This is a genomic window from Streptomyces sp. MUM 2J, from assembly GCF_022414535.1.
Classification (GTDB): Bacteria; Actinomycetota; Actinomycetes; order Streptomycetales; family Streptomycetaceae; genus Streptomyces.
This window is the reverse complement of the sequence record NZ_JADWYM010000001.1, coordinates 59,489-85,010: the sequence shown is the minus strand read 5'-3', so window position 1 is coordinate 85,010 and position 25,522 is coordinate 59,489. Positions and strand designations below refer to the sequence as shown.

The window sequence follows — 25,522 nt, the reverse complement described above, 5'->3', positions numbered from 1 at the left end:
GCGCCGTGTCGGGCGCGTCGGGCTTCCGAAGGACACAGGTGGGGGGAGAACTGCTCTGTGTGCTGTGCAGCGGCTTCCGCCCGGCGGGCGCGGGAAGTGCGGCCGGCCCTCTCTCAGTGGCGGAAGGACTGGAGCGCGGCGGTGCTGCGGTCCGCCGCTGGTCTGGACGCGCGCGCGTACGCGGCGCCGGGGGTGTTCGGCGGGGGTATGGCCGCCGTGGCGTCGGGTGCGGGGCGGTCGGGGGCCTGCGGCGCGGCGTCCGCGGGCCGGTGACGGTCGCGGCTGCCCGTCGGGCCGCCGGTGCCGGCCCGGCCGCCCACCGGACGACGCGCGCGAAGCGCACCCGACTCGTCGCGCAGTGTCATGGTCAGGGGATCGATTTCGGGCAGGGTCTTGGCCTCGACATGACGGCTCGTGTGCGCGGACGCGAAGGGCGCGGTGGCTGCGAAGAGCTGGAGGGTGGGCAGGGCGGCGGCAGGGGTGGTGAGCAGGGCCAGGGGCGTCGTACCTCGGAACATGCGCCCCCCTCCGCGCTCGACGCACCCCAAGTGCGCCCCATTGCCTGGTCAACGGCTGGTCAAGAAACACGGTAACGTGCAAGGGCCCTTTGCAGGGTCAACCACGGACTTCCGGTACAAGAGAGCCCGAAAAGAGCGGGTGGGTTGGCCGGAACCCGCTCGTTTGCCGGGCGTGGCGGCCGGTTACGGGGTCTCGGGCTCCCCGACGAGCCGCTGGGCGTCCCGGGCGAGGGCGGTGAGCCGGGAGATCGCCCGGAAGTACTTCTTGCGGTAGCCGCCCTTCAGCATCTCCTCGCCGAAGAGCCGGTCGAAGGGGAGTCCGGAGGCCAGGACCGGCACCTCGCGGTCGTAGAGCCGGTCGGCCAGGACGACGAGCCGCAGGGCCGTCGACTGGTCGGGCACCGGCCGGACGCCGGTGAGGCAGACCGCGCCGATGCCGTCGGTGAGGGCGCCGTAGCGGCTGGGGTGGACCCTGGCCAGGTGCTCCAGCAGGTCGGGGAAGGCGTCCAGCGAGGCGCCCGGGGTGGCCTGGGCCGCATGCGCCACCCGGTCGTCCGTGCAGGGTGCCGGCGCCTCGGGCAGACCGCGGTGCCGGTAGTCCTCGCCGTCGATGCGCTGGGCGCGGAAGTGCGCCGACAGACCCTGGATCTCGCGCAGGAAGTCGGCGGCGGCGAACCGGCCCTCGCCCAGCTTCCCGGGCAGGGTGTTGGAGGTGGCGGCGAGGGCGACGCCGTTGTCGACCAGCTTGCCCAGCAGCGTGGAGACGAGGACGGTGTCGCCCGGGTCGTCCAGCTCGAACTCGTCGATGCACAGCAGGCGGTGGTCGGACAGGGTCCGCACGGTCTGCTGGAAGCCGAGGGCGCCGACGAGGTTGGTCAGCTCCACGAAGGTGCCGAACGCCTTGAGGTCCGGCGCGGCCGGGGTGGCGTGCCAGAGGGAGGCCAGCAGGTGGGTCTTGCCGACGCCGTAGCCGCCGTCGAGGTAGACGCCGCGCGGACCGGCCGGGGTCCTGGGCGCCCGCCCGAAGCCGAAGAAGCCGCGCTTGCCGCCGCCGACGGCGTGGGCGCCGCCGAGGCCGGCCGCGAAGGTCTCCAGGACGCCCACGGCCTCGGTCTGGCTCGGCTGGTCCGGGTCCGGGATGTACGTGCCGAACCGGACCGCGTCGAACCGCGGCGGCGGCACCATCTCGGCGACCAGCCGGTCCGCGGGGACGTGCGGCTCGCGGGCGCACAGGGACACGGGGGTGGCCGCGCCGGATATGGAGGCGAGGTCGGGGGCGGGGGTGGAGGACGACACGCTTACCCATGCTAGGGCCTCGGGCCCCGGTCCCCACGCGCCGGGCCCAGGGGTCGCGCCCGCCGTTCCCGGTCCGTGGTGTCCTCCTCCCCCCTCCGGGGCTTCCGGGTCCCCGTGAGCCCCGGGCTGCCAGGACCCCGTCCTCCACTTCGGCCGGGGTCATGTCAGACTGCACGGCATGCGACGCCTGTTCCCTGTGAGCGACCAAACGGCGGCCCGTCCGCCGGGTGAGGCGGCTCGGGCCGACGGCGGCGGGCGGGAGTGGACCCTCGCCGAGCTGGCCGACGCCTACGCGTACCCAGAGCAGCCGCCGGGGGAGCTCCGGCCGTGGTTGCGGGCCAACATGGTGTCCACGCTCGACGGGGCCGCGCAGCACGACGGCCGTTCGCAGCCCATCTCCAACGCGACCGACATGCGCGTCTTCGGCACGCTGCGGGCGCTGGCCGACGTGGTGATCGTCGGCGCGGAAACGGTACGGCAGGAAGGCTACCGGCCGGCACGCGCGCGTGCCGAGTTCGCGGCGCGGCGCGAGGCGGCCGGACAGGCGCCGGCGCCGGCGGTCGCCGTCGTCACCGCGAGCCTGGATCTGGACTTCTCGCTGCCGTTGTTCACCTCCTCCCTGGTCCCGACCCTGGTCGTGACGGGCGCCGCGGCCTCCCCGGAGCGCCGGGCGGCGGCCGAGAAGGCCGGTGCGCAGGTGCTGGTCGCGGGCGACGGCGCCGGTGTGGACCCGGTCCGCGCCGTAGCGGCCCTCGCCGGACGGGGGTACTTCCGGCTGCTGACCGAGGGCGGTCCCCGGCTGCTGGGCCAGCTGGTGGCCTCCGGGGTCCTGGACGAGCTGTGCCTGACGATCTCGCCGATGCTGACCGCGGGCGGGGCCCAGCGCATCGCCGGCGGTCCCTCGGTCACCGTTCCGCACCGCTTCGCACTGATGTCCCTGCTGGAGGAGGACGGGTTCCTCTTCAGTCGTTACCGCAGGTCATGACTGTGTCGATGATGTCCGTGGCGGTCGTCCGCCACCGCGCGGGCGGTCGATGCCGCCCGTGGGCCCGACTTCGGCGGAACATTCCGTTCCGTTTCGTTGCGGCCGGGCACACTGTTTCCGGCAGTCCCCGTGGGATCACGGGGCAGGATGGTTTCCGCAGGGCCTGGTACGGCCCACGGAGGATGAAGGGCCCGTCGGGCCCTCACAGGAGAAGGGGCGCCTGGTGTTCACAAGCGTTTTGATGATCGAGAAGGCGCTGACGTCCGCCGACGTGGAGTTCGTCACCACCTTGCACGGCGACGAGCCGGTCGCCTTCCACGTGCTGCTCCAGCCCCGCGGCGACCAGGCCGACCGCCTGCTGCGGGCCATCGACGACATCGCGCTCGGCGAGCTCGACGAGGCGGCGCGGGAGAGCGAGACGCCCGAGGGGGAGCAGGCGCGCAGCGTGGGGGAGCGGGCGCTGGACGTGTCGCTGACCGCCCTGCGGGCGGCCGGCAGCCGGTCCGAGGGCAGGCTCATCGAGAACCACCCGCTGGACGCGCTGAAGTCCCTGGTCGACGAGGTCGGCGCGGACGAGGTGATCGTCCTGACCGACCCGCACTACGTGGAGGAGTTCTTCCACCGCGACTGGGCGTCGCGCGCGCGGCACAAGGTGGGGGTGCCGGTGCTGAAGCTGTTCTCCCACAGCAAGGCGTGACGGCCGGCTCCGCGCCGCGGGCGGGGCGGAGCCGGTGAGAGCCGGCGCCCGCGGGCGCCGGAAGGTGGGCCGGCGACGGTGCCGCGGAACGGCGTACGGCACGGAATCCCCGAGGACCCGAGCCGTACGCCGCGGCCAGTAGGGTGGGGCGCTGAACGTCCGTCCCCCCGATACGCAGGAGACACGCATGGCACCCGGCCTTCCCCCCGCCATGGAGCGACCGCACTTCATCGGCATCGGCGGCGCCGGGATGTCGGGGATCGCGAAGATCCTCGCGCAGCGCGGGGCGAAGGTCGCCGGCAGTGACGCGAAGGACTCGGCGACCGCCGAGGCGCTGCGTGCCCTGGGCGCGACCGTGCACATCGGACACGCGGCGGAGCACCTGGCCGGCGACGCCAGTTGCGTGGTGGTGTCGTCGGCGATCCGGGACGACAACCCGGAGCTGGCCCGCGCCGCCGAGCTGGGCATCCCCGTGGTGCACCGCTCGGACGCGCTCGCGGCGCTGATGGACGGCCTGCGCCCGATCGCGGTCGCGGGCACGCACGGCAAGACGACCACGACGTCGATGCTGGCGGTGTCCCTGGGCGAGCTGGGCCTGAACCCGTCGTACGCCATCGGCGGCGATCTGGACGCGCCGGGCTCCAACGCCCTGCACGGCGCCGGCGAGATCTTCGTCGCCGAGGCGGACGAGTCGGACCGCAGCTTCCACAAGTACGCCCCCGAGGTCGCGATCGTCCTCAACGTCGAGCTGGACCACCACGCCAACTACGCCTCGATGGACGAGATCTACGCGTCCTTCGAGACCTTCGCCGACCGGATCGTGCCCGGCGGCACCCTGGTGGTCTCCGCCGACCACGACGGCGCGCGGGAACTCACCCGCCGGGTGCGGGGCGTGCGCGTGGTGACGTACGGAGAGGCGCAGGACGCCGACGTGCGGGTGGTGTCGGTCGTCCCGCAGGGGCTCAGGAGCGAGGTGACGGTCCTGCTCGACGGCCGGGAGATCACCTTCACCGTCTCCGTGCCCGGCCGCCACTACGCTCTCAACGCCGTCGCCGCGCTCACCGCCGCAGCCGCCCTCGGCGTCCCGGCCGCGCAGATGGCACCGGCGCTGGCCGCGTACACCGGGGTCAAGCGGCGCCTGCAGCTCAAGGGCGAGGCGGCCGGCGTCCAGGTGATCGACTCCTACGCCCATCACCCCACGGAGATGACCGCCGACCTGGAGGCCATGCGCGGAGCCGCGGGCGACGCCCGGCTCCTGGTCGTGTTCCAGCCCCACCTGTTCTCCCGCACCCAGGAGCTGGGCAAGGAGATGGGCGAGGCGCTGGCCCTGGCCGACGCCTCCGCCGTCCTCGACATCTACCCGGCCCGCGAGGACCCGATCCCCGGTGTCACCAGCGAGCTGATCATCGACGCGGCCCGGGCCGCGGGCGCGGACGTGACCGCCGTGCACGACAAGGGCGAGGTGCCGGACACGGTCGCGGGAATGGCCCGGCCCGGTGATCTCGTTCTCACCATGGGCGCGGGCGACGTCACGGACCTCGGGCCGCGCATCCTGGACCGTCTCGCGAAGTAAGGGGTTGACCTTCATGCCGTACGAGGTCGAGAAGCCGGACGAGCAGTGGCGAGCGGAACTCACCCAGGCCGAGTACGCCGTGCTCCGCCAGGCCGGCACGGAGCCCGCCTTCATCGGTGAGTACACCGACACCAAGACCGACGGCGTCTACTCCTGCCGTGCCTGCGGTGCCGAACTGTTCACCTCGGACACCAAGTTCGCGTCGCACTGCGGCTGGCCGTCCTTCTTCGACCCGAAGGACTCCGACGCGGTCGAACTGCTGCAGGACCGGTCGCACGGCATGGTGCGCACCGAGGTGCGCTGCGCCCGCTGCGGCTCCCACCTCGGGCACGTCTTCGAGGGCGAGGGCTACCCGACCCCGACCGACCAGCGGTACTGCATCAACTCCGTCTCGCTCCGGCTGGAGCCGCGCGAGGACTGAGCCAACGCCCCCGGGCGGGTCGCTCTCGCGGCCCGCCCCCGGAGCGCCACCCCCGATCGGGCGGCACGCCGCCGCACGCCGCCCTGGGCCCGACCTTCCGGGACAGGACGCGGCCAGGCCGTGGCGCCCGATCACAGCGCCCCGCGCTGCACCAGCACCGACAGCACCACCGCCCCCGGCAGCAGCGGCACCCACACCGTCAGGACCCGGTAGCCGATCACCGTGGCCGTCGCCAGGGCCATCGGCGCGCCGTAGCCCACGAGACCGAACAGCAGCGCCGCATCGACCGGACCGATGCCGCCGGGCGCGGGAACGGCGCCCATGGCCGTGCCCGCCGCCAGGAACGCGAACGTGACCTGCGCCCAGGTCAGCGGCAGGCCGAACGCCGTCCCGACCGAGGCGACCACCCCGGCCTGGAGCAGCGGTGCCACGGCCGCGCCGCCCCACAGCGCGAGGACGCGGGCGGGACGCCTGTGCAGTCGCCGCACGTCGGTCATCGCCGTGCGCAGGAACGAGCGCACGGGTCCGCGCAGCGGGCGAACCAGTGCCACGACGAGGACCGCCGCGACAGGGCACAGCACCACGCAGCCGCCGGCCAGGAGCAGTGTCCGCCGGTCGGGGAGCAGGGCGCCCAGGCGCAGCACGTCCGGGAAGACCAGCAGGACCGCCAGCAGCACCGGTGTCTTCGCCAGTGGCTTGACCAGGGAGTACAGGGCGAGCGAGGCGGTCGCCCGGTGCAGCGGCACGCCCTGGCGCCGAAGGAAGCGCAGGGTGACCGCATGGGCGCCGACACTCGCCGGCAGGACGTGGTTGGCGGCGCCCGCGGCGAACTGCGAGGCCAGCAGCAGGCCCGGGGGGAGCCGGTCCGGTACCGCCCCCTGCCGGACGCAGGCGGCGGCCACCCACCCCAGGCAGGTGAAGCCGCCCGCGGCCAGCAGCCACGCGGGGTCGGCGGAGGCCAGCCGTGCGGCGCCGTCGCGGAAGGCCCGCCAGTCGGCCGCCGCCCAGGCGCCGACCGCCAGCAGCGGCAGCACCACGGCCGCCCGGCGGGCGGCACGGCCGGGGGAGAGCGGCAGGGGAAGGCGCCGGGAGGAAGCGCGGGCGGGAGCGGGGGCGGCCAGGTCGTCAAGGGGTACGGACACGGCGCACGTCGTCCTTCCCCCGTCGTGCCCGGCGCGCACGGGCCGACGGATGGGGGAGCGGCAGGGGACGGGGGGACCCTGCCCGCCCGGCGTGACGTGCCGGTGTCCGGCAACCGACGGGCCGGGGGTTGTTGACCGCCTCGTGCGAGTCGCTCGCACTTTTGTCACCCTTTGAGGGTGTTCGGTGTCGTGCAGTGGATCCGGTCCCGGCCCGGGACCGCCGCGGCCGCCGCCCTCCGCGGCAGGGGATCGCCCGCGGCGTCCCTCGGCGCGTTGCGGGCGGCGATGGCGGGCGTCGGGACGACCCTGGACGAGGCGACGACCTGGGCGGAGCTGACCCGGACGGCCGCCGCGCGCACCGGCGGTGCCGCGGCGGTGGTGCGGCGCACCGACCGCGCTTCGTCCGGGTACGAGGCGATCGCCGGGAACGCCGAGCTACTGCCCGACGCCCGCTGGGCGGCCGTCCGTGCCGTTCGCAGCCGGGCGGAGCCGGTCGTGCGGAGGGCGCCGGACAGGCCCCGCGACCCCGGCGGACGGCCGTTCCGCCGGTCGCCCTCAGGCCGCCCGGAGCCGCCCCCGGGCACCGGCCGGGACCGGCGTGCCGCTGACGGCCGCACGGGGGATCCCACGACCCGTGGCCCCTTCGTGTGCCGCGTGCCGCTTGCCGTGGACGGCCACTCCTTGGGCGTCCTGGTCTGCGCGCGCCGCGGCCGGCCGTTCGGCCGGGCGGAGACGGAACTGCTCGCCCTGCTGGCCGAGGAGGCCGCGAGGCACGTCCGCCATGCCCGCGAGTACGAGCGGCTCGGCCGGGTCGTCGGCGATCTGCAGCGCGCCCTGCGTGCCGAGCCGGGTCGCCCGCACCCCAACCTCGACGTCGCCGTCCGCTACCTGCCCGCCGGGCACAGTGCCCTGGTCGGCGGCGACTGGTGCGAGACCGTCCGGTTGCACTTCGGGCGGACCCTGCTGGTCGTCGGCGACGTCATGGGGCACGGGGTGGAGGCCGCCGTCGACATGACCGCCTACCGCACCTCGCTGCGTTCCGTCGCCGCGGCCGACCTGCCGCCGCACCGCGTGCTGCGCCAGCTGGACGACCTGGCCGCCACCGAGGCCGAGCGGCGGCCGGCGACCTGTCTGCTCGCCCGCGTGGACCCGGTGCGCCGTAAGGTCACGCTCGCCGGCGCCGGCCATCTGCCCCCGGCGGTGATCAGCCGGCAGGGAGAGGCGGCACTGCTGCCGCTGCCCGTCGGCCCGCCCCTGGGCACCGGGCTCGGTGGATACGAGCCGGCCACCTACGACCTCGGCGGGGACCAGACCCTGCTGCTGTTCACCGACGGTCTCGTCGAGCGCCGCGGGGAGGACATCGACGTCGGCCTGGCCCGTCTCGCCGGGATCCGCTTCCCGGGCGCGGCGGACCTGGAGGAGATCCTCGACACGGTCCTCGCCCGTCTGGACGCCCGCCACGCGGAGGACGACGTGGCCGTCCTCGCCGCCCGCCTGCACCAGCGCCCCGGGGACGGGCGGGGCTGAGACCGGCGCGGTGCGCAGGCGTTCGGCCTGTGGAGCCGGGCGCCGAACGACGGCCCGGAGCCGTACCTGCCCGCGGCGGGGCACGCCCACCGCATCGGCACCGAAGCCGCCCGAACAGCGGCGGTCTAGACTCGTCCCCCAATGGCGTCCGTGGGAGCGAAATCGTCGGTCGAACGGGCGAAAGCTTGCCAAACCCGAAGGACATGCGGCGTTTTGATAAGGATTGACGGAGTCACCAAGCGGTATCCGGACGGCACGGTGGCGGTCGACCGGCTCTCCCTGGACATCCCCGACGGTGCGATCACCGTCTTCGTCGGCCCCTCGGGCTGCGGGAAGACGACGACCCTCCGGATGATCAACCGGATGGTCGAGCCGAGCGAGGGCCGCATCCTGATCGACGGAGAGGACAGCCGCCGGCAGCCCGTCAACACCCTGCGGCGGTCCATGGGGTACGTCATCCAGAACGCGGGCCTCTTCCAGCACCGCACGATCGTCGACAACATCGCCACCGTCCCGCGCCTGCTCGGCTGGAGCAAGCACAAGGCCCGGTCCCGTGCACGGGAGTTGATGGAACGGGTGGGCCTGGACGGGACCCTCGCCAAGCGGTACCCCTACCAGCTCTCCGGAGGCCAGCAGCAGCGCGTCGGAGTGGCGCGGGCACTGGCCGCCGATCCGCCGGTGCTGCTGATGGACGAACCGTTCTCGGCCGTCGACCCGGTGGTGAGGAAGGGGCTCCAGGACGAACTGCTGCGCATCCAGGCGGAACTGGGCAAGACCATCGTCTTCGTCACACACGACATCGACGAGGCCGTGAAGCTCGGCACGACGGTCGCCGTGATGCGCACCGGCGGACGGCTCGCCCAGTACGCACCGCCCGCCGAGCTGCTGTCCGACCCGGCCGACGCCTTCGTCGAGGACTTCCTCGGCGCCGACCGCGGCATCCGCCGGCTGTCCTTCTTCCCGTCCGCGGATCTGGACCTGCTCACCGCGCCGGTCGTCGCGGCCGACGCCACCGCCGGGCAGATCCGCACCCGCGACACGGCCGACGCCCCCTACCTGCTCGTCACGGACGCGGACGGCAGGCCGCTCGGCTGGGCCGAGCCGGACCTGTTGACCGACGGCCCCGTCGACCCCGGCCGCCTGCTGCCCTGCGGCCGGCCCTTCGTGGCCGGCCGGGACTCGCTGCGGGCCGCTCTCGACTGCGCCGTGCTGTCCCCCACCGGCTGGGCCGTCGCCGTGGACGGCACCGGCCGGGTCACCGGCGTCGTCTCCCAGCAGTCCATCGGCGAGGCCATCCGCGCCGCGCACGCGGCGGGTCGCCCTGACGGCGCCGATGCCGGCGCCTCTGCGAAGGTCGCCGGATGAACGGCCTGTTCGACCTCCCGAGCGACCTCCAGCACAGCTACCTCGGCCTGGTCGGCCTGCATCTGCGCGAGGCCCTGATCCCCGTCCTGGCCGGCCTGCTGCTGGCGCTGCCCGTCGCCCAGTTGTGCGTCCGGCTGCGCTGGCTGTACCCGCCCGTGCTGGGGGTGACGACCGTCCTGTACGCCATTCCCTCCCTCGCCTTCTTCGTCGTCCTCATCGACTACACCGGCCAGACCGAGACGACCGTGATGATCCCGCTGGCCGTGTACAGCCTCGTGGTGTTCGTACCGGCCATCGTCGACGGCGTCCGCTCGGTGCCGCAGGAGACCCTCGACGCGGCCACCGCGATGGGTCTGGGGCCCGTACGCCGCTACCTCCAGGTCCAGTTGCCGATCGCGGCGCCCGCGATCATCGCCGGCCTGCGGGTCGCGACCGTGTCCAGCATCTCGCTCGTCAGCGTCGGCATGCTGATCGGCAACCAGGGCGCGCTCGGCAACCTGCTCTACGACGGCATGAGCTACGGCCGGCCCCGACTGGTGTGGCTCTCCGTGATCGGCACCGCCGTCCTGGCCACTGGCGTCGACACCCTGCTGGTCCTGCTCCGCCGGGTCCTGACCCCGTGGATGCCGCGCGGCGCCCGCCGCCCGTCCGCCGGGAACCGGCCCGAACCGGCCCTCACCACGGGGAAGGGCGCCGCCCGGTGAACGTACTCCACTTCGTCGGCGCGTTCTTCGGCGACGGCGCCCACTGGCACGGCTACGACGGCATCCCGGCGCGCCTGCTCGAACACGTCCGCTACTCGCTGATCGCGCTCGGCGTCGCCGCGGCCGTCGGCCTTCCGGCGGGTCTGCTCACCGGTCACACCGGACGCGGGGGCAACGTGCTGGCGTTCATCGCCACCGCCGCCCGCGCCCTGCCCAGCTTCGGTCTGCTGGTCCTGATGTTCATCCTGTTCGGCTTCGGCCTGGTGCCGGTGATGATCCCGCTGGTCGTCCTCGCCGTCCCGCCGATCCTGGTCACCACGTACGAGGCGATGCGCTCCGTCGACCCGTCCCCCGTGGACGCGGCCCGCGGCATGGGCATGAGCGAGGCCCGCATCCTGTTCCAGGTGGAACTGCCGGTCGCCCTGCCGGTCGTCCTCGGCGGCCTGCGGACGGCGGCGGTCCAGATCGTCTCCACCGCCACCATCGCGGCCTACGTCAGTCTGGGCGGCCTGGGCCGCTACATCATGGACGGCCTCTACCAGCACGACTACGAGAAGGTCGTCGGCGGCGCCACCCTGGTGGCGGCGCTGGCCCTCACGACGCTCGCACTGTTCTGGGCGGCGGGCCGCCTCACCGTGTCACCGGGGGTGCGAAGGCGGGGTTAGGGCGTTCCGCGCGCCCTCATGTGCGGCCGCGCTTCCCCCGCATCCCGCACCCGGTCTCCCGCAGCTCGCGCCTCGGCCCCGCGCCCGGACCCCGGGCGGCGGCGGACGCGGGCGGACGGTCCCGCCACGCCTGGGGACAAGCCGTCAACTGCGACGGTTCATCAGGGGTTCCGGCACCATAACGAAGGCTCGCACCGGGGCGAATTCGCTTGACTGATCGAGAACCGGCTGGATTGGATCGATACGGAGTGCCGTAAGCAGTTCGTTGTTCTCTGCGCGTCCTCGAATGTCGTCCTCGAAACCGGAACGGGAACCGTGACTTCTACCGCCCACCGCAACAGGCCCTTCAGCAGAATCCCCGGCGTGGCGGCGGCCGCGCTGGTCGCGGCGACGGCCCTGCTGACGGGTTGTTCGTCCGACGACACCGGTGACAACCCGCTCGACGGTGCGAAGGCGGACGGCAAGACCGTCGTCGTCGGCTCCAACAACTTCCCCGAGAGCATCCTGCTCGCCGACATCTACGGCGAGGCCCTGAAGGCCAAGGGCATCAAGGTCACCTACAAGCCCAACATCGGCAGCCGTGAGACCACGTACGGGCTGATCAAGAACGGCTCGATCACCGTGCTGCCCGAGTACAACGGGGCACTGCTGGCCTACCTCGACCCCAAGGCCACGCCGAAGACCACCGAGGAGACGACCTCCGCGATCAACGCGAAGCTCGACGACGCGCTGAAGCTGCTGGAGCCGTCCCAGGCGCAGGACAAGGACTCCGTCACCGTCAACGCGGCCACCGCGGCCAAGTACCACCTGACCTCCGAGTCGAGCATCGGCGACCTCAAGAGCGTCGCCGGGGACCTGGTCATCGGCGGCTCGCCGGAGTTCCAGACGCGGCAGCAGGGCCTGGTCGGGCTCAAGGACGTCTACGGTCTGGAGTTCAAGTCCTTCAAGGCCCTGGACGCCGGTGGTCCGCTCACCCAGGCGGCGCTGAAGCAGAACACCGTGCAGCTGGCGGACGTCTTCACCACCGACCCGGCGATCGCCAAGGAGAAGTTCGTCGTCCTGAAGGACCCGCAGAACCTCTTCGGGTTCGAGAACGTGCAGCCGCTCGTCCACAAGAGCAGCCTCTCCCAGGAGGGCGCGGACGTGCTGAACGCCGTCTCGGCCAAGCTCGACACCAAGGCGCTGCTGGACCTCGGCGCCCAGGTGCAGCTGGAGGAGAAGGACCCGCTGGACGTCGCCAGGGCATGGCTGAAGTCGGCCGGCCTGGCCTGACGCCCCCTCCTCGCGGCGCCCGCCCGCCGGACGCCGCGAGGGCACACGGGCTCCGCCCGTGCGGAGCGCTCCTCGCCTTCCGGGCCCAGGGACCCCGAGGGGGGCGGGCCGGACGCCGGACGCGGCTCAGGTGGTCTCGCCCGTTCCGGCCGCCGCAGCCGCACGCGGCTCGGTCCTCCGGCGCCGGCGGCGCCGACGCGGCTCCTGGTCCGGCAGCCAGCCGAAGGCCAGACAACTGCCGGTCGCGCCCAGGAGGAGGCCGAGGAAGAAGCCTCCCAGGTTGGAGGTGAGCCATGTGCCCAGGGAGAGAAGGACGCCGGTGAGGGAGTAGAAGAGCCGCTGGGCGGGGTTGAACAGGATCAGCAGGCCGAGCAGCACCATCAGGGTGGGCAGCAGGTAGCCGGCCAGCCCCTGCATCCCGATGTGCAGGACGACCTTCAGCGACGCCTTCTCGGTGAGCAGGATCTCGCCGCCGCCCAGGGCGAGCAGCAGCCCGCCCCAGAACGGCCGCCGGTACCGCCAGCGGCGGAAGGCCGCGCGCGGACCCGTCCGCGTGCGTTCTGCCATCCCGTTCAGCAACCCTGGCCGCTGAAGCGCAGCTTCAGGCCGGGCAGCCGGAACACCCCCGCGGTGGTCGCGTAGTTGGTCTGGCGCAGGTCGGCGATGTGCACGGTGTCCGCCTGCTGGCTGAAGACGCCGATCGGGCCCTTCACCCCGGCCTTGGTCAGGGTGCTGGCATCGTTGCCGATCTCGATGTTGCCGAAGTCGGCGTTGCCGGTCAGTTCGGTGGAGTCGGTGGTCAGATCGGTCGCGGTCACCTTCTCCTTGCCGTCCCCCGCCGTGATGAGCAGGTTCACGCCGCCCAGGTCGACGCTCTGGCACAGCTTGGTGAGGGTGGCGTTCTTGATCGCGGAGGTGACGACCAGGACCTGGCCGCCGGTGTCGCCGGCGTTGGGGCTGCCCTCCGCCATGTTGTCCAGTGCCCCGAACTGCTCGAAACCCGTTCCGTCGAGGTCGGTGGCGGTGACGGTGAAGGGCATCCCGGAGATCGCGAACTGCACACCCAGCGCGCCCTGCGCGGTGAGCACCGCGAGGCCGGCGGCGGCAAGGGTGGCCGGCACCGCGAGCACGGCGGCGCGGCGCAGCCGGACCCTGCCGCGTCTGTCGTTCTCCCCCGGCTCCTCCGGGGCGTTCGTCGTGGAACCGCTTTCCATGTCTGCTCCCGTCGGCGTGGTCGATGCGGGTGGGTCGGGTTCACTTGCGCGTCGTCCTGGCGCGGACGGCGCCTACCGGGCACACGCCCCGTTCCGTGGTGCCGCAACAAGGGCTTTCTCCTGTGCGCGGTAGTGACCCATCGGAAGTTACCGATGGTTACAGTCGAGGGTCAAGGGTGTTGCCGGCCGTGCCTGAGGATGCACAACCTGGCTCCGCAGCCTTGACGTTGACGGTTCATCAGGTCTACAACTCTGCTCATTCGGCCCGGATCCGTGGCGCCGGATCCGTCGTGCCCGTTCCACTGTGCGGCAGGCCGCCACACATCGCCGGAACGGGTTCTTTCCCGCTCGTCCGAAAGGGCTCCACGCCCTTCGGCCCGCCGTCGCACACCTCTTGCGCGTCGCCCTCGTCCATCACCCCACTCTGTCGAGAAGAGGCACCCGCATGCGCACTCGCAATCTGCTCACCCTGGCCGGAGCCGTCGTCGCCCTGGCGCTCCCCGCCGCCGCCCCGGCCTCCGCCGCCGGCACCCCCGTCCTGACCACCGGCGGCGCGGGCGGCGCCCCGGTCGCCGCCGGTGACGTCCTGACCGCTTCCCTGGCGAGCGGCACCAACGCCACGTTCTACTCCAGCGCCGACGGCACCAGCGGTGTGTCCTGTACGTCCTCGCAGTTCACCGCCACCGTCACGGACAACCCCGCCGCTCCCGGCACGGCGACCGAGACCCTGACCGCCCACACCTTCGACTCGGCCAGTTGCACCAGCAACGTCCTCGGCGTGCTCGGTGTCACCGGCATCACGGTCGACAACCTGTCCTACACCACCACGGTGACCTCCGCGGGCGAGGTCGCCGTGACGCCCTCGGTGGGCAGCACCGTCCAGACCACGGTCAAACTGCGCACCCTGCTCGGCAGCGTCACCTGCGTCTACCGGGCGGCCGGCCTGTCGGGCGCCGCGAGCAACACCGACAACTCCATCGCCTTCACCGACCAGCACTTCACCAAGACGTCCGGCTCGTCCCTGTGCTTCGCCAACGGCTACTTCACCGCCACCTACGCGCCGGTGACCGACGCGGGCGCGTCGGTGTACGTCAACTGACGGCGGCGCGGGCCCGGTTGGGCGGCGCAGCGGCCGCCGCGGCCGGGCGGGGCTCGGGGGAACGGCGGCACCGCGGCGGCCCTCGGCCATGGACAGGTCCGCGCGCCGCGTGACATCGGGTGCTGCGGCGCCGTGCCGCAGCACCCGGCGCCGTCCGTGCCGGCGGCCGGGCCGGGCGCCCCGGGTGCTCCGTCCCGGTGCGCGGCGCGTCCGCCGCGGAACGGCCTGCCGTTCGGTGCGCCCACCGGACGGCAGGCCGTGTGGCATGTCCGGCCGGTGCCCCGGGGGTGGTCCCCGGGGCGGATCGAGGGGTTCCTCTGTATCCCCGTGCCCCGCGCCACGCCTATCGTTTCTCCACGGCCGGCCCGCGGGTCACACCTGGCCGGTGCCCCCGCCCGGGTCGGCCGATGTGCCGTCCTGCGGCTCGGGTCTCCGCCTCGGCGGTGCGGCGCGTCACCGCCGCCCCGCACCGGTCGGCCGTGAGCGGCGCGGCACCTCGCGCACGACCCCGGCCGCACGGCGGGCCCAGGTCCGCCGCCGCGTGCCGCGGGGTGGGCCCGCCCGCGGTGGAGGGCCGCTGAACGGGCGGGCCGGCCGGTGTGGATGGGCACCGGCCGACCCGCCGCACGTCCGGCGCGGCGTCATTCCACCCCGGCGGGCGTCTGCTCCTCGGCCTCCAGGGTCACCTCGGCGTCGCGGACCTCCTTCAGCACCCGTGCGCCCCGGTCCGCCGCGCTGTCCAGGCCCGGCAGCAGGCCCGGGACGGCGATGCTCGGCAGCAGATGCGCCCACAGCACCGCCAGCCGGTCGCCGAGGTCGGCGCGGTCGGTCAGCGCCCGCGACATCAGCTGGATGCCGGTGAACGACCCGACCAGCAGCTCGACCGTCTCGCCCGGCCGTACCGTGGGCAGCAGTTCGCCCTGGTCGGCGGCCTGCTCCAGCAGGACGGTGAGCCGCTCGGCCCACTGCCGGAACGGCTCCCCGCGGTCCACCCCCGACGGTGTCTCCTGGTCCACCGCGAGCCGTACGCCGCCACGCAGCAGCGCGTTGGTGCGCAGCCGCTGCCCGACGGCGAAGGTCATGTCGATGATCTCCTGCACCTTGCATCCGCGTGGCGGGACGGCCCCGAACAGGACCTGCTCGGCGAGGACGGCCCGGGCGAGCGACTCCTTGGAAGGGAAGTGGAAGTACAGGGCACCCTTGGTGACTTCGGCCCGGTCCAGCACCATCGCGATGGTGGTGGACGCGTAGCCGTGCTCGTCGAAGACCGCGCCCGCCGCCTCCAGGATCAATCGGCGCGTTCTGATGGCGCGTTCCTGTCTTGCCATGAAAGCCCCTCCGAGGGCGCCGCAGTTGAACGACCCGTACGATCTTACGGAACGCCCCGATCAGTGGGCGTCACGGACTGATCTCGTTGAAAACAAACCGGTCACCTCGTACCGTAGTGCTCAGCGGCGTGGACGCCCCGCCGTCCGCCCGGCTCCCGGGGGACCGTAGGGAGAGAGATGCCTCAACCGCGGCAGCTTGCCGAGTCCCTGTCCATGACGGCAACCGTTCCCCGTCAGCTCGTCCACCGCGCGGCGGTCGCGGAGACGTTGCTCACCGACTGGCGGCGCCTGGCGGAGGACCGGTTCACGGTATCGGCCCAGTGGCCCCGTTCCCATGGTCTGCACGTGTCGCCGGACTGGTCGTCCTACGACCCGCTGCTGGTCGTGGAGACGGTCCGGCAGAGTGGCACACTCCTCTCGCACGCCGAGTACGACGTTCCCCTGGGCCACCGGTTCGTGCTCGACTCCTTCGACGTGACGACCTCCCGGAAACATCTCCAGGTCGGCCCTCTGCCGGCCGAACTGGAGGTGGAGGTGGCCTTCACGGACGTGCAGTACCGGGGCCGGCGTCCGGCGTCCGCCCGCTACACGGCCCGGGTCCTGCGGTCCGGCGACCGTGTCGCCACCGCGCACGTCGCTTTCACCTGCATGAGCGATGCCGTCTACCGGCGGCTGCGGGCCGGACGCACCCCGGAGACCGTCATAGCCCTGCCCGTGCCGCCCGGCCTGCCCCCGGCCGCCGTCGGCCGGGCGCTGGCCGCCGATGTCGTTCTCGCCCCGAGCGACCGCGAGGGGCGATGGCGCCTTCGAGTAAATACCGCACACCCCGTTTTCTTCGATCATCCCCTGGATCACGTTCCCGGCATGCTCCTGCTGGAGGCGGCCCGCCAGGCGGTCACCGTCCACACTCTGGGACGGCGTAGCCCCGTGTCGTACGAGGCCCGCTTCCATCAGTACGCTGAACTGGACGAACCCGCCTGGATAGAGGTCGTGGAGCAGGATCTGACGGGAATTCGGGTCGTCGGTCTCCAAGGCGGAACGTCTCTCTTCGACTGCCGGGTCGGAACGGCTGAGTGGTGAGATATCGTGTACTGGGAGTCATAAACAAACGGCATGACCCGTTCTTTCTGTCCGAGGAGTGTCCCTCGATGCCGAGGCAGTTACGCGCCGAACAGACCCGCGCGACGATCATCACGGCCGCCGCCGACCTGTTCGACCGGCGCGGCTACGAAGCGACGAGCCTGAGCGACATCGTCGATCACGCCAAGGTCACCAAGGGAGCCCTGTACTTCCACTTCGCGGCGAAGGAGGATCTCGCCCACGCCATCATCGAGTTGCAGTCCCAGGCCTCCCGCCAGGTGACCGGCGACGTGGACGTACGCGGCTACCCCTCGCTCGAATCGCTGATGCGCATCATGTTCGCCATGACCCGGATGTCCGTCGAGGGGCCGGTCGCACGGGCCGGACTCCGCCTCGCCACCGGGTCGGTGACGGTACGGCCGCCGCTGCGGCACCCGTTCACCGAGTGGCTGGAGATCGTCACCCAGCGGCTGCTGGGCGCGGTCCGCGAGTCCGACGTCCACCCGGACGTCGACATCGACGCCGTCGCCCACTCACTCGTCTCCTTCTTCGTCGGCACCCGGGTCGTGGGCCGCTCCCTCGAACCCGCCACCCGACTGCCCCGCAGAATGGCCGAGATGTGGCACGTGCTGGTCCGTGGTCTGGTGCCGGTGCCGCGCCGCCCGCGTTACATGACCCTGATCACGCGGCTGGAGCGGGAGATCACGGCACCCGTGTGAGAACGGCCGGGACGGCGGGGCGCGGAGGTACGGTGAGCCGTATGTCCGACACCCCCGCTCCCGCCCCGGCAGCCCCCGTTCTGCTCGGCAACGGGCCCGGATCGTTCCCGCACAGCGTGCTCGCCCGACGGCACCCCGCCATCGTCCGGCAGGTGCGGGACGCGTTCCCCTACGGACCCGGGATCCGCGGCGCCCTCGACGCGCTGCTGGAGAGCTGCGCCGAGGGCGTGATCGAGCCGCTGCCCGCCGACGCACCCGACCGGGACCGCTGGCTCTCCTGGGGACTGGGCACCTGCATCGGCCGGTCCTGGTTCGACGTGCCGTGGCTGTGGTCGGAGAGCTACTTCTACCGGAGCCTCCTGGAGGCCACCGGCTACTTCGCCCCCGGCCCCTGGCAGGGCGTGGACCCGTTCCGCCCGACCAAGCTCGCCGAACTCGACTCCGCCGAGACGGACGAGGAACTGGCCGCGCTGGACGGCCTGCTGACGCTGCCCGCGGACGAACAGGCGCAGGCCCTTCTGCACGGCTCCCTGTGGGGCAACCGCGCCGACCTGAGCTTCCGCCTCTCGGCCGGCGGCCCCGCGGACGCCGCGCCCGCCCCCGCCCTCGTCGCCGACGACAGTGCCGCCCTGTGGTCGTTGCTCCCCGCCGGGGGGACCGGCACCCTGTGCCTGGTCGCCGACAACGCGGGCCGGGAACTCATCCCCGACCTGCTCCTCGTCGCGCACCTGCTGGCCGCGGGACGCGTCGCGCGGGCGGTCCTGCACCTCAAACCGCACCCCTACTACGTCTCCGACGCCACCACCGCCGACCTCCTCGACGTGCTGCGCCGGCTGACCGGTGCCCAGGGCGTGGCCCGGGACCGCGGGCGGCGCCTGTGGACGGCTCTGGAGGACGGCACCCTGACCGTGCGGACCCACCCCTTCTCCGCGGGACCCCTGCCGTACGCCGAGATGCCCGGCGACCTGCGTGCCGAACTAGCCGGGGCCACGCTGACCATCCTCAAGGGCGACCTCAACTACCGGCGCCTGGTGGGGGACCGGTGGTGGCCGCCGACGACCCCTTTCGACGACGTCACCGCCTACTTCCCCGGCCCGGTGGCCGCGCTGCGCACCCTGAAGTCCGATGTGATCACGGGCCTGGACGCCGCCACCGAGGCCGCCCTGGCCGCCGGGCAGCAGCGGTGGCGGACCGGCGGGACGCACGCGCTGATCCAGGTGCGGCGGTGAGCGGACTGCCTCAGGCGAGGTGCAGCGGCGGCGACTTGATGCCGTGGACGAAGTTCGACACCAGCCGTACGGGTGCGCCCGCCAGGCGCGGCTCCGGCAGCGTCCGCAGCACCTTCCGCTGCAGGAGCCGCAGTTGGAGCCGGGCGAGGTGCGCGCCCAGGCAGAGGCGCGGGCCGTCACCGAAGGACACGTGCGGATGGGGCGACCGGTCCAGGTGCAGCCCGTCCGGGTCGGTGAAGGCCGGCTCGTCGCGGTGGGCGGAGGCGTGGAGGACGACCACCTTGCCGCGGGCCCGGATGCGCCGCCCCGCCAGCGGTCCACCCGGCCCGGGGTGAACGCCCGGCTCACGAGACGCGGGCCACGGTGGCCCGCCGCCCCGGTCCGGCAGGAGCGCCGACGCGGGAACCGGCCCCCCTGCGGCCCGGTCACGCAGGCGTTCGGGGCGGATTCACGCGATGGTGTGATCATGTACTGGCCCTCGGATGCGGCCCGAAAGGCCTGGGTAGGGGCCGGCCATGACGCAGCCGTTCGAACTCCCGCACTTCTACATGCCGTACCCCGCACGGCTCAACCCGCACCTGGAGGAGGCCCGCGCCCACTCCGCCCGGTGGGCGCGGGACATGGGCATGCTGGAAGGGTCCGGGATCTGGGAGCAGGCCGACCTCGACGCGCACGACTACGGCCTGCTCTGCGCCTACACCCACCCCGACTGCGACGGCCCCGCCCTGTCGCTGATCACCGACTGGTACGTGTGGGTGTTCTTCTTCGACGACCACTTCCTCGACATGTTCAAGCGCACCCAGGACCGTGCCGCCGGCAGGGCCCACCTCGACCGGTTGCCGCTGTTCATGCCGCCGGACCCGGCAGCCGAGGTGCCGGAGCCGGAGAACCCGGTGGAGGCCGGGCTCGCCGACCTGTGGGCGCGGACCGTGCCGTCGATGTCGGTGGACTGGCGCCGCCGCTTCGCCGTCGCCACCGAGCACCTGCTGAACGAGTCGATGTGGGAGCTGTCCAACATCAACGAGGGCCGGATCGCCAACCCGGTCGAGTACATCGAGATGCGCCGGAAGGTCGGCGGGGCTCCCTGGTCGGCGGGTCTGGTGGAGTACGCCACCGCGGAGGTGCCCGCGTCCGTCGCGGGGTCGAGGCCGCTCAGGGTCCTGATGGAGACCTTCTCCGACGCCGTGCACCTGCGCAACGACCTCTTCTCCTACCAGCGGGAGGTGGAGGACGAGGGGGAGAACAGCAACGGCGTGCTCGTCCTGGAGACCTTCTTCGGCTGCGGTACCCAGCAGGCCGCCGACACCGTCAACGACGTCCTCACCTCGCGGCTGCACCAGTTCGAGCACACCGCGCTCACCGAAGTGCCCGCGCTCGCCCTGGAGCAGGGACTGGCCCCGGCCGAGGTCGCGGCCGTCGCGGCGTACACCAAGGGGCTGCAGGACTGGCAGTCCGGCGGCCACGAATGGCATCTGCGCTCCAGCCGCTACATGAACCAGGGCGTCGCCCGCTCCCTGGCGCCCTGGCAGCTTCCGACCGGGCCCGGTACCTCCGCCGCCCACGTCGGCGCCCTGCTCACCTCGGCCGCCGCGGAGCGCTCGCGTGTCTACCGGCACACCCCGTTCCAGCAGGTCGGGCCGTCCCTGCTGCCCGACTTCCGCATGCCGTTCCCGCTGGAGCTCAGCCCGTACCTGGACGACGCGCGGGGCCGCCTGACCGTCTGGGCGCACCGCATGGGCATTCTTCTGGAGGGCGTCTGGGACGAGGACAAACTCGCCGCCTACGACCTCGCGCTGTGCTCGGCCGGACTCGACCCCGACGCCACCCCCGAAGCCCTGGACCTGAGCGCGCAATGGCTCGCCTGGGGGACGTACGGCGACGACTACTACCCCCTCGTCTTCGGCAACCGCCGCGACCTGGCCGCCGCCCGGCTGACCACGTCCCGGCTGTCCGCGTGCATGCCGGTCGGTGACGAGGAGTCCGTCGTCCCGGTCAACGCCCTGGAGCGGGGGCTGACCGACCTGTGGGCGCGCACCGCGTCCACGATGACCCGCGAGCAGCGGCGCACCCTCAAGGCCGCGATCGACGTGATGACCGAGAGCTGGGTGTGGGAGCTGTCCAACCAGCTCCAGAACCGCGTCCCCGACCCGGTCGACTACCTGGAGATGCGGCGCGCCACCTTCGGCGCCGACCTCACCCTGAGCCTGTGCCGGATGGGCCTCGGCCCGGCGGTGCCGCCGGAGGTGTACCGCAGCGGTCCGGTGCGCTCGCTGGAGAACGCCGCCGTCGACTACGCCTGCCTCCTCAACGACGTCTTCTCGTACCAGAAGGAGATCGAGTACGAGGGCGAGATCCACAACGGCATCCTCGTGGTGCAGAACTTCTTCGGCTGCGACTACCCGGCCGCCCTGGGTGTCGTCCACGACCTGATGACCCAGCGGATGCAGCAGTTCGAGCACGTCGCCGCGCACGAACTGCCCGTACTGTACGACGATCTGGCGCTCTCGCGGGAGGCGCGCGCGGCGATGGGGGGCTACGTGGCCGACCTGCAGAACTGGATGGCCGGCATCCTCAACTGGCACCGGGAGGTCGACCGCTACAAGCCCGCCTTCCTGGCCCGCCGCGCCCACGGCTTCCTGCCGGACCGGCCGCCGGCGCCCGTCCTCACCTCGGGCTGACCCCGCCCCCGGAGCGGTCCCGCGTCCCGCCGGCGGTCACACCGCCTCGGGGACCGCGCCCGAGGCGTGCGCGACGGCGGCGCGTGCCAGCGCCCGGACCACCGGGTGGGGGCGCGAGCCGTCGCCGTACAGCTCCGGCTGGAACAGCGTGGCCAGGAAGAAGGGATGGCCGGGCAACTCGGCGATGCGGACCTGGCCGTCCTCGTCGTGCCCGGAGAAGCGGAGCCCGCCGGCGCGCAGGGTGTCGAGGTGGCGGGAGGGGCCGTACGCGCAGAAGTAGCGCTCGACGGTCCGTTCCGCGCCGATCACCGACTGGGCGAGCGTGCCCGGTTCCACGGTGACGGCCGCCTCGTGCCCGGCGAGCGAGCAGGCCAGCGGCTCGATCAGGAGGTCGTCGGCGCCGGGGTCGTTCTCGGCGTGTGCGACCCGGGTCAGGCCGCACACATGGCGGGCGTACTCCAGCAGCGTGTGCTGGAAACCGCCGCACGTGCCGAGGAAGGGGACGCCGTGCTCACGCGCGGTGCGGATCGCGGCGAGGACGCCCGCCTCGCTGCGGTAGGGGCTGCCGGGCAGCACCCACACGGCGTCGAAACCCCGCACCGCGCCCCGGGAAGTGGCGTCCTCGCTGGAGATCCAGTAGGCGTCCAGGACGAGCCGGTCGCGGTCGGCGAGGGCGTCGAGCAGCAGCGGGACGCGGGTGTGCGAGACGACGTGCGGGGATCGGTCGCCGACCAGGGCGATCCGTGCGGCGGGAACGGGAGAGTGCGTCATGGGCCTCATCCTCGGCGCCGGCACGACTTCACGTCCAACGATCATTACTGGACGGGCGATAAGCAACGCTGATGGGATGCGATCCTGTCCGCCATGGACCCGCACCTGCTGCGCACCTACGTCACCGTGGCCCGCCTGGCCTCCTTCTCCGATGCCGCGCGGGAACTCGGCTACACCCAGTCCGCGGTCTCCCAGCACATCGCCGCGCTGGAGCAGGACCTCGGCGCCCCGCTGCTCACCCGCCGCCCCGTCGCCCCCACAGCCGCCGGCGAACGGCTGCTGGAACACGCGGGCCCGCTGCTGCTGCGGCTGGAGGCGGCCCGTGTGGACGTCGCCCGGATGGCGTCCGCACCCGAGCACGGGCTGACGCTCGCCACGACGCCCACCGCACTCGGACCGGCGGTCCTCGCCTCCCTGCCGGCGGCCGGAACGACCCTGTGCGTGCTCGCCCGCGACACGATCCCGGCGGCCGTCGCGACCGGCGGGGCGGACCTGGGCCTGGTCGACGGCCTCGCCGCGCCCAGCGACCCGTTGCGGCTGCCGGACGTGGCACCGCTGACCACGCGCTACGTGGCGGAGGAGCCGGTCCGTGTCCTGCTGCCGGCCACGCATCCGCTGGCCGGGCGCCCCGCGCTGCGTCTGGGCGACCTTGCCGACGCGCGCTGGCTGGACGCCCCCGACGCCGGCCTGCCACTGGACCGGCTGCGCGCGCTGAACGGCGGGCGCGGCTTCCGTCCGTCCGTGCGCTGCCACGGCACGGACCTGCGCAGCCTGACCGCGCTGGCCGCGGCGGGCCGTGGCCTGGCCCTGCTGCCCGCCTCGGCCGCCGAGCCGGTGCCGGGCGCGGTGGCCGTGCCGGTGAGCGAACCCCGGGTCGTGCACCGCGTCGAACTCGTGTGCGCGGGCGCGCCGGCCGCAGCGGCGGCCGCGCTGGTCGCGGCGCTCACCACGGTCGCCTGACGGCCGGTCGGCCGTCCGCCTCCCGCGGTTGACGCCGGGTCAGTCTCACCCGTTCGTGGCACGTCGCGTGCCGGTGCGCCGGGTAGAGCACCAGCCGGAGGCGATCGATGGAACAGACTGCGTTGCGTCCCAAGCCGATGCCCGGCCGGGAACCCGGCGGTGACCCCGGATCCGGCCGGGGCCGCCGTCCGCACGCCGCGCGGCGCCGCGGCCGGCGGCTGTCGGCCCTGCTGTTCGGCCTGTCCGTCGGGACGGTCCTGGTGCTGGCCGGTGTCGGTCTCGGCGCGACGGGGGCCACGGTGATCGGGCCGAACCGCCTCGCCGACCTCCAGTGGCACCTCCCGCACGGGGGACACGCCCAGGCCCCTGCCGCGTCCGCCCCGCCGCCCGCGAGTGGGCCGTCCGGGAGCGAGACGTCGGCCCGGGCGAGCCTCGGTGTGGAGGTCATGGACGCGGAGAAGGCGGGTGCGCTCGTCGTCGGCGTCCATGTGCCCGGCCCTGGTCACTCGGCCGGGCTGGTCCACGGCGACGTCGTGCTCGCCTTCGGCCGCACCCGCGTCGACTCGGCCGCAGACCTCGCCCGGGCCGTGGCCCGGGCCCGCCCCGGACACGGGATCACCCTGACGGTCCGGCACCGCAGCGGTGGCTACCAGCAGCTGTCGGCCGTTCCCGGCGTCGTCACGTGACCCCCGGACGTGACGGGTGGGTCGCCCGTCACCGGTCAGCACGGGGAAGGCCGGGCCGGCCGGCGCGTCCCGGCCGGCGGCCCGCTCTCCCCCGGCGGCCGCAGCGTCCACGCCACCCCCGGCCCCACGGCCGGAGGGCGCCCGGCGCGCGGGCGTGTCCGGTGGCCGTTCCGGTGGTCTCCGGCCGGTGTGCCGACCGCGGCCGGTCGGCGGGTGCCGGCGGTGACCGTGCCGGTGGTGGCCGATGCCCGCCCGGGGACCAGTGCCCGTGGCCGGGCAAGATGCGACCATGGGTCCTGAGGGCGGGCGGCATTCTGGTCACACCCGCCCCGTGATTCCGCCACGACCCGCGGGAACCCGCCGACCGGCTCGCGTGGCCCGCGCGGGCCGGGCAGGATGCTGGCAGGCCACGGACCGACGCGGAGGGACACCGCCGGTCCCCGTATCCGCCCAGGGAGGACCGCATGACCGGCAGCGCCCCCGCGCCCTTCACCGCCGCCGACCACCGCGCCCGCATGGAGCGCGCCGCACGGGCCGCCGCCGACGCCGGACTCGCCGGGCTCCTGGTCGCCCCGGGACCCGATCTGGTGTGGCTCACCGGCTACGCGCCGACCGCCGTCACGGAACGGCTCACCCTGCTGGTCCTGACCACCGACCGGGACCCCGTCCTCGTCGTCCCCGCCCTGGAGGCCCCGGACGCCGCACAGGCGCCCGGCGCGCCCGCGCTCACCCTGCGTGAATGGACCGACGGGAAGGACCCCTACGCGGCCACCGCCCCCCTCCTCGACGCGGGCGGCCGGTTCGGCGTCAGCGACAACACCTGGGCCCTGCACCTGCTGGCGCTGCAGCGCGCCCTGCCCGGCAGCACCTACGCCGCCCTCACCGATGCCCTGCCGATGCTGCGCGCCGTGAAGGACGACGCCGAACTGCGGCTGCTGGCCGCGGCCGGCGAGGCGGCGGACCGGGCCTTCGAGGAGATCCGCACGCTCCCCTTCGCGGGCCGCCGCGAATCCGACGTCGGTGCCGACCTCGCCGACCTGCTCCTGCGTTTCGGCCACTCCCAGGTCGACTTCACCATCGTCGGCTCCGGGCCCAACGGCGCCAACCCGCACCACGAGGTCGGCGACCGCGTCATCGAACGCGGCGACATGGTCGTCCTCGACTTCGGCGGCCTCAAGGACGGCTACGGATCCGACACCACCCGCACCGTCCACGTCGGCGAACCCACCGAGGAGGAGCGCCGCGTCCACGACACCGTCCGCGCGGCCCAGGAGGCCGGCTGCGCCGCCGTCCGCCCCGGCGCCGCCTGCCAGGACGTCGACCGCGCCGCCCGCGCCGTCATCGCCGACGCCGGCTACGGGGAGTACTTCATCCACCGCACCGGCCACGGCATCGGCGTCACCACACACGAACCGCCCTACATGATCGAGGGCGAGGAGCAGCCCCTCGTGCCCGGTATGTGCTTCTCCGTGGAACCCGGCGTCTACCTGCCCGGCCGCTTCGGCGTCCGCATCGAGGACATCGTCACGGTGACCGAGGACGGCGGACGCCGCCTGAACAACACCACCCGCGAGCTGCTCATAGTGGACTGAG

Annotated in this window: 25 protein-coding genes; 17 read left to right on the top strand and 8 right to left on the bottom strand. The window is 73.4% G+C overall.

The window, feature by feature from the left end; translation table 11 throughout:
- Positions 1-113: 113 nt before the first annotated feature.
- Together I3F54_RS00360 and zapE are read right to left on the bottom strand one after the other, a co-directional pair.
- A complete protein-coding gene (locus I3F54_RS00360; protein ID WP_240116414.1) occupies positions 114-518 on the bottom strand; it encodes a hypothetical protein in 405 nt (134 codons plus the stop codon).
- A gap of 183 nt (positions 519-701) precedes the next feature.
- Positions 702-1,814 carry a cell division protein ZapE gene (gene zapE, locus I3F54_RS00355; RefSeq protein ID WP_240116413.1) on the bottom strand — a complete coding sequence of 371 codons (1,113 nt, stop codon included), beginning with the start codon at positions 1,812-1,814 and terminating at the stop codon, positions 702-704.
- 178 nt (positions 1,815-1,992) lie between these two features.
- On the opposite strand from zapE, the gene I3F54_RS00350 reads away from it, so the two are divergent.
- The 4 genes from I3F54_RS00350 (at position 1,993) to msrB (ending at position 5,490) form a co-directional block, all read left to right on the top strand.
- Complete coding sequence (locus tag I3F54_RS00350) at positions 1,993-2,799, top strand: pyrimidine reductase family protein (protein WP_240116412.1); 807 nt, start codon at positions 1,993-1,995, stop codon at positions 2,797-2,799.
- A 223-nt stretch (positions 2,800-3,022) separates the two neighbouring features.
- Positions 3,023-3,496, top strand: coding sequence for an indole-3-glycerol phosphate synthase (locus I3F54_RS00345; protein WP_240116411.1), 474 nt, complete (start codon positions 3,023-3,025; stop codon positions 3,494-3,496).
- Positions 3,497-3,683: 187 nt separating this feature from the next.
- Entirely contained in the window at positions 3,684-5,069 is a 1,386-nt protein-coding gene (murC, locus tag I3F54_RS00340) for a UDP-N-acetylmuramate--L-alanine ligase (RefSeq protein ID WP_240116410.1), read from the top strand.
- 13 nt (positions 5,070-5,082) lie between these two features.
- Positions 5,083-5,490, top strand: coding sequence for a peptide-methionine (R)-S-oxide reductase MsrB (msrB, locus tag I3F54_RS00335; RefSeq protein ID WP_240116409.1), 408 nt, complete (start codon positions 5,083-5,085; stop codon positions 5,488-5,490).
- Between the two features lie 131 nt (positions 5,491-5,621).
- Here the strand turns inward: msrB and I3F54_RS00325 are convergent, their stop codons facing one another.
- Entirely contained in the window at positions 5,622-6,632 is a 1,011-nt protein-coding gene (locus tag I3F54_RS00325) for a YbhN family protein (protein ID WP_374205823.1), read from the bottom strand.
- Positions 6,633-6,809: 177 nt separating this feature from the next.
- Here I3F54_RS00325 and I3F54_RS00320 point away from each other — a divergent pair, with 177 nt between their 5' ends.
- From I3F54_RS00320 to I3F54_RS00300, 5 genes are all read left to right on the top strand, one after another.
- Positions 6,810-8,159 (top strand): PP2C family protein-serine/threonine phosphatase, encoded by a 1,350-nt coding sequence (locus I3F54_RS00320; protein ID WP_374205822.1) that lies wholly within the window; start codon positions 6,810-6,812, stop codon positions 8,157-8,159.
- 213 nt (positions 8,160-8,372) lie between these two features.
- Positions 8,373-9,524, top strand: coding sequence for an ABC transporter ATP-binding protein (locus I3F54_RS00315; RefSeq protein ID WP_240116408.1), 1,152 nt, complete (start codon positions 8,373-8,375; stop codon positions 9,522-9,524).
- Positions 9,521-10,228 (top strand): ABC transporter permease, encoded by a 708-nt coding sequence (locus I3F54_RS00310; RefSeq protein WP_240116407.1) that lies wholly within the window; start codon positions 9,521-9,523, stop codon positions 10,226-10,228. The genes I3F54_RS00315 and I3F54_RS00310 overlap by 4 nt, the downstream gene beginning before the upstream one ends.
- Positions 10,225-10,893, top strand: coding sequence for an ABC transporter permease (locus tag I3F54_RS00305; RefSeq protein WP_240116406.1), 669 nt, complete (start codon positions 10,225-10,227; stop codon positions 10,891-10,893). Before I3F54_RS00310 ends, I3F54_RS00305 begins: the two co-directional genes overlap by 4 nt.
- Positions 10,894-11,208: 315 nt before the next feature.
- Positions 11,209-12,165, top strand: coding sequence for an ABC transporter substrate-binding protein (locus I3F54_RS00300; RefSeq protein WP_240116405.1), 957 nt, complete (start codon positions 11,209-11,211; stop codon positions 12,163-12,165).
- Between the two features lie 126 nt (positions 12,166-12,291).
- Here the strand turns inward: I3F54_RS00300 and I3F54_RS00295 are convergent, their stop codons facing one another.
- Positions 12,292-12,732, bottom strand: coding sequence for a DUF6114 domain-containing protein (locus I3F54_RS00295; protein ID WP_240116404.1), 441 nt, complete (start codon positions 12,730-12,732; stop codon positions 12,292-12,294).
- A 5-nt stretch (positions 12,733-12,737) separates the two neighbouring features.
- Complete coding sequence (locus I3F54_RS00290; protein ID WP_240116403.1) at positions 12,738-13,379, bottom strand: DUF6230 family protein; 642 nt, start codon at positions 13,377-13,379, stop codon at positions 12,738-12,740.
- Positions 13,380-13,824: 445 nt separating this feature from the next.
- Between I3F54_RS00290 and I3F54_RS00285 the strand changes: the two genes are divergently transcribed.
- Entirely contained in the window at positions 13,825-14,478 is a 654-nt protein-coding gene (locus tag I3F54_RS00285; RefSeq protein WP_240116402.1) for a Tat pathway signal sequence domain protein, read from the top strand.
- Between the two features lie 641 nt (positions 14,479-15,119).
- Here the strand turns inward: I3F54_RS00285 and I3F54_RS00280 are convergent.
- Positions 15,120-15,806 (bottom strand): ScbR family autoregulator-binding transcription factor, encoded by a 687-nt coding sequence (locus I3F54_RS00280; RefSeq protein WP_240116401.1) that lies wholly within the window; start codon positions 15,804-15,806, stop codon positions 15,120-15,122.
- Positions 15,807-15,983: 177 nt separating this feature from the next.
- On the opposite strand from I3F54_RS00280, the gene I3F54_RS00275 reads away from it, so the two are divergent.
- From I3F54_RS00275 to I3F54_RS00265, 3 genes are all read left to right on the top strand, one after another.
- The gene (locus tag I3F54_RS00275) at positions 15,984-16,886 is read left to right on the top strand and encodes a ScbA/BarX family gamma-butyrolactone biosynthesis protein (protein ID WP_240116400.1); all 903 of its coding nucleotides are present in this window, start codon (positions 15,984-15,986) and stop codon (positions 16,884-16,886) included.
- 68 nt (positions 16,887-16,954) lie between these two features.
- Complete coding sequence (locus I3F54_RS00270) at positions 16,955-17,605, top strand: ScbR family autoregulator-binding transcription factor (RefSeq protein ID WP_240116399.1); 651 nt, start codon at positions 16,955-16,957, stop codon at positions 17,603-17,605.
- 41 nt (positions 17,606-17,646) lie between these two features.
- Positions 17,647-18,834: a damage-control phosphatase ARMT1 family protein gene (locus I3F54_RS00265; protein ID WP_240116398.1), complete on the top strand. Its 1,188-nt coding sequence runs from the start codon at positions 17,647-17,649 to the stop codon at positions 18,832-18,834.
- 10 nt (positions 18,835-18,844) lie between these two features.
- On the opposite strand, the gene I3F54_RS00260 is transcribed toward I3F54_RS00265, so the two are convergent.
- Entirely contained in the window at positions 18,845-19,132 is a 288-nt protein-coding gene (locus I3F54_RS00260) for a cytochrome P450 (protein ID WP_308373011.1), read from the bottom strand.
- A gap of 217 nt (positions 19,133-19,349) precedes the next feature.
- Between I3F54_RS00260 and cyc2 the strand changes: the two genes are divergently transcribed.
- Positions 19,350-21,512, top strand: coding sequence for a germacradienol/geosmin synthase Cyc2 (gene cyc2, locus I3F54_RS00255; protein ID WP_240116397.1), 2,163 nt, complete (start codon positions 19,350-19,352; stop codon positions 21,510-21,512).
- Positions 21,513-21,548: 36 nt separating this feature from the next.
- On the opposite strand, the gene I3F54_RS00250 is transcribed toward cyc2, so the two are convergent.
- Positions 21,549-22,283, bottom strand: a complete 735-nt coding sequence (locus I3F54_RS00250) for a hypothetical protein (protein WP_240116396.1) — start codon at positions 22,281-22,283, stop codon at positions 21,549-21,551.
- Positions 22,284-22,376: 93 nt separating this feature from the next.
- On the opposite strand from I3F54_RS00250, the gene I3F54_RS00245 reads away from it, so the two are divergent.
- The 3 genes from I3F54_RS00245 (at position 22,377) to I3F54_RS00235 (ending at position 25,521) form a co-directional block, all read left to right on the top strand.
- Entirely contained in the window at positions 22,377-23,243 is an 867-nt protein-coding gene (locus tag I3F54_RS00245; protein ID WP_240116395.1) for a LysR family transcriptional regulator, read from the top strand.
- A 107-nt stretch (positions 23,244-23,350) separates the two neighbouring features.
- Positions 23,351-23,929 carry a PDZ domain-containing protein gene (locus I3F54_RS00240; protein WP_240116394.1) on the top strand — a complete coding sequence of 193 codons (579 nt, stop codon included), beginning with the start codon at positions 23,351-23,353 and terminating at the stop codon, positions 23,927-23,929.
- A 464-nt stretch (positions 23,930-24,393) separates the two neighbouring features.
- Entirely contained in the window at positions 24,394-25,521 is a 1,128-nt protein-coding gene (locus I3F54_RS00235; RefSeq protein ID WP_240116393.1) for an aminopeptidase P family protein, read from the top strand.
- Position 25,522 lies beyond the last annotated feature (1 nt).

Bases quoted from the DNA above. Each gene is read 5' to 3' on its own strand.
- I3F54_RS00275 (WP_240116400.1), top strand. From the start codon at position 15,984: ATGCCTCAACCGCGGCAGCTTGCCGAGTCCCTGTCCATGACGGCAACC.
- I3F54_RS00290 (WP_240116403.1), bottom strand. From the start codon at position 13,379: ATGGAAAGCGGTTCCACGACGAACGCCCCGGAGGAGCCGGGGGAGAAC.
- I3F54_RS00285 (WP_240116402.1), top strand. From the start codon at position 13,825: ATGCGCACTCGCAATCTGCTCACCCTGGCCGGAGCCGTCGTCGCCCTG.
- msrB (WP_240116409.1), top strand. From the start codon at position 5,083: ATGCCGTACGAGGTCGAGAAGCCGGACGAGCAGTGGCGAGCGGAACTC.
- I3F54_RS00360 (WP_240116414.1), bottom strand. From the start codon at position 518: ATGTTCCGAGGTACGACGCCCCTGGCCCTGCTCACCACCCCTGCCGCC.
- I3F54_RS00270 (WP_240116399.1), top strand. From the start codon at position 16,955: ATGCCGAGGCAGTTACGCGCCGAACAGACCCGCGCGACGATCATCACG.
- I3F54_RS00310 (WP_240116407.1), top strand. From the start codon at position 9,521: ATGAACGGCCTGTTCGACCTCCCGAGCGACCTCCAGCACAGCTACCTC.
- I3F54_RS00235 (WP_240116393.1), top strand. From the start codon at position 24,394: ATGACCGGCAGCGCCCCCGCGCCCTTCACCGCCGCCGACCACCGCGCC.
- I3F54_RS00240 (WP_240116394.1), top strand. From the start codon at position 23,351: ATGGAACAGACTGCGTTGCGTCCCAAGCCGATGCCCGGCCGGGAACCC.
- murC (WP_240116410.1), top strand. From the start codon at position 3,684: ATGGCACCCGGCCTTCCCCCCGCCATGGAGCGACCGCACTTCATCGGC.
- cyc2 (WP_240116397.1), top strand. From the start codon at position 19,350: ATGACGCAGCCGTTCGAACTCCCGCACTTCTACATGCCGTACCCCGCA.
- I3F54_RS00350 (WP_240116412.1), top strand. From the start codon at position 1,993: ATGCGACGCCTGTTCCCTGTGAGCGACCAAACGGCGGCCCGTCCGCCG.
- I3F54_RS00280 (WP_240116401.1), bottom strand. From the start codon at position 15,806: ATGGCAAGACAGGAACGCGCCATCAGAACGCGCCGATTGATCCTGGAG.
- I3F54_RS00295 (WP_240116404.1), bottom strand. From the start codon at position 12,732: ATGGCAGAACGCACGCGGACGGGTCCGCGCGCGGCCTTCCGCCGCTGG.
- I3F54_RS00250 (WP_240116396.1), bottom strand. From the start codon at position 22,283: ATGACGCACTCTCCCGTTCCCGCCGCACGGATCGCCCTGGTCGGCGAC.
- I3F54_RS00245 (WP_240116395.1), top strand. From the start codon at position 22,377: ATGGACCCGCACCTGCTGCGCACCTACGTCACCGTGGCCCGCCTGGCC.
- I3F54_RS00265 (WP_240116398.1), top strand. From the start codon at position 17,647: ATGTCCGACACCCCCGCTCCCGCCCCGGCAGCCCCCGTTCTGCTCGGC.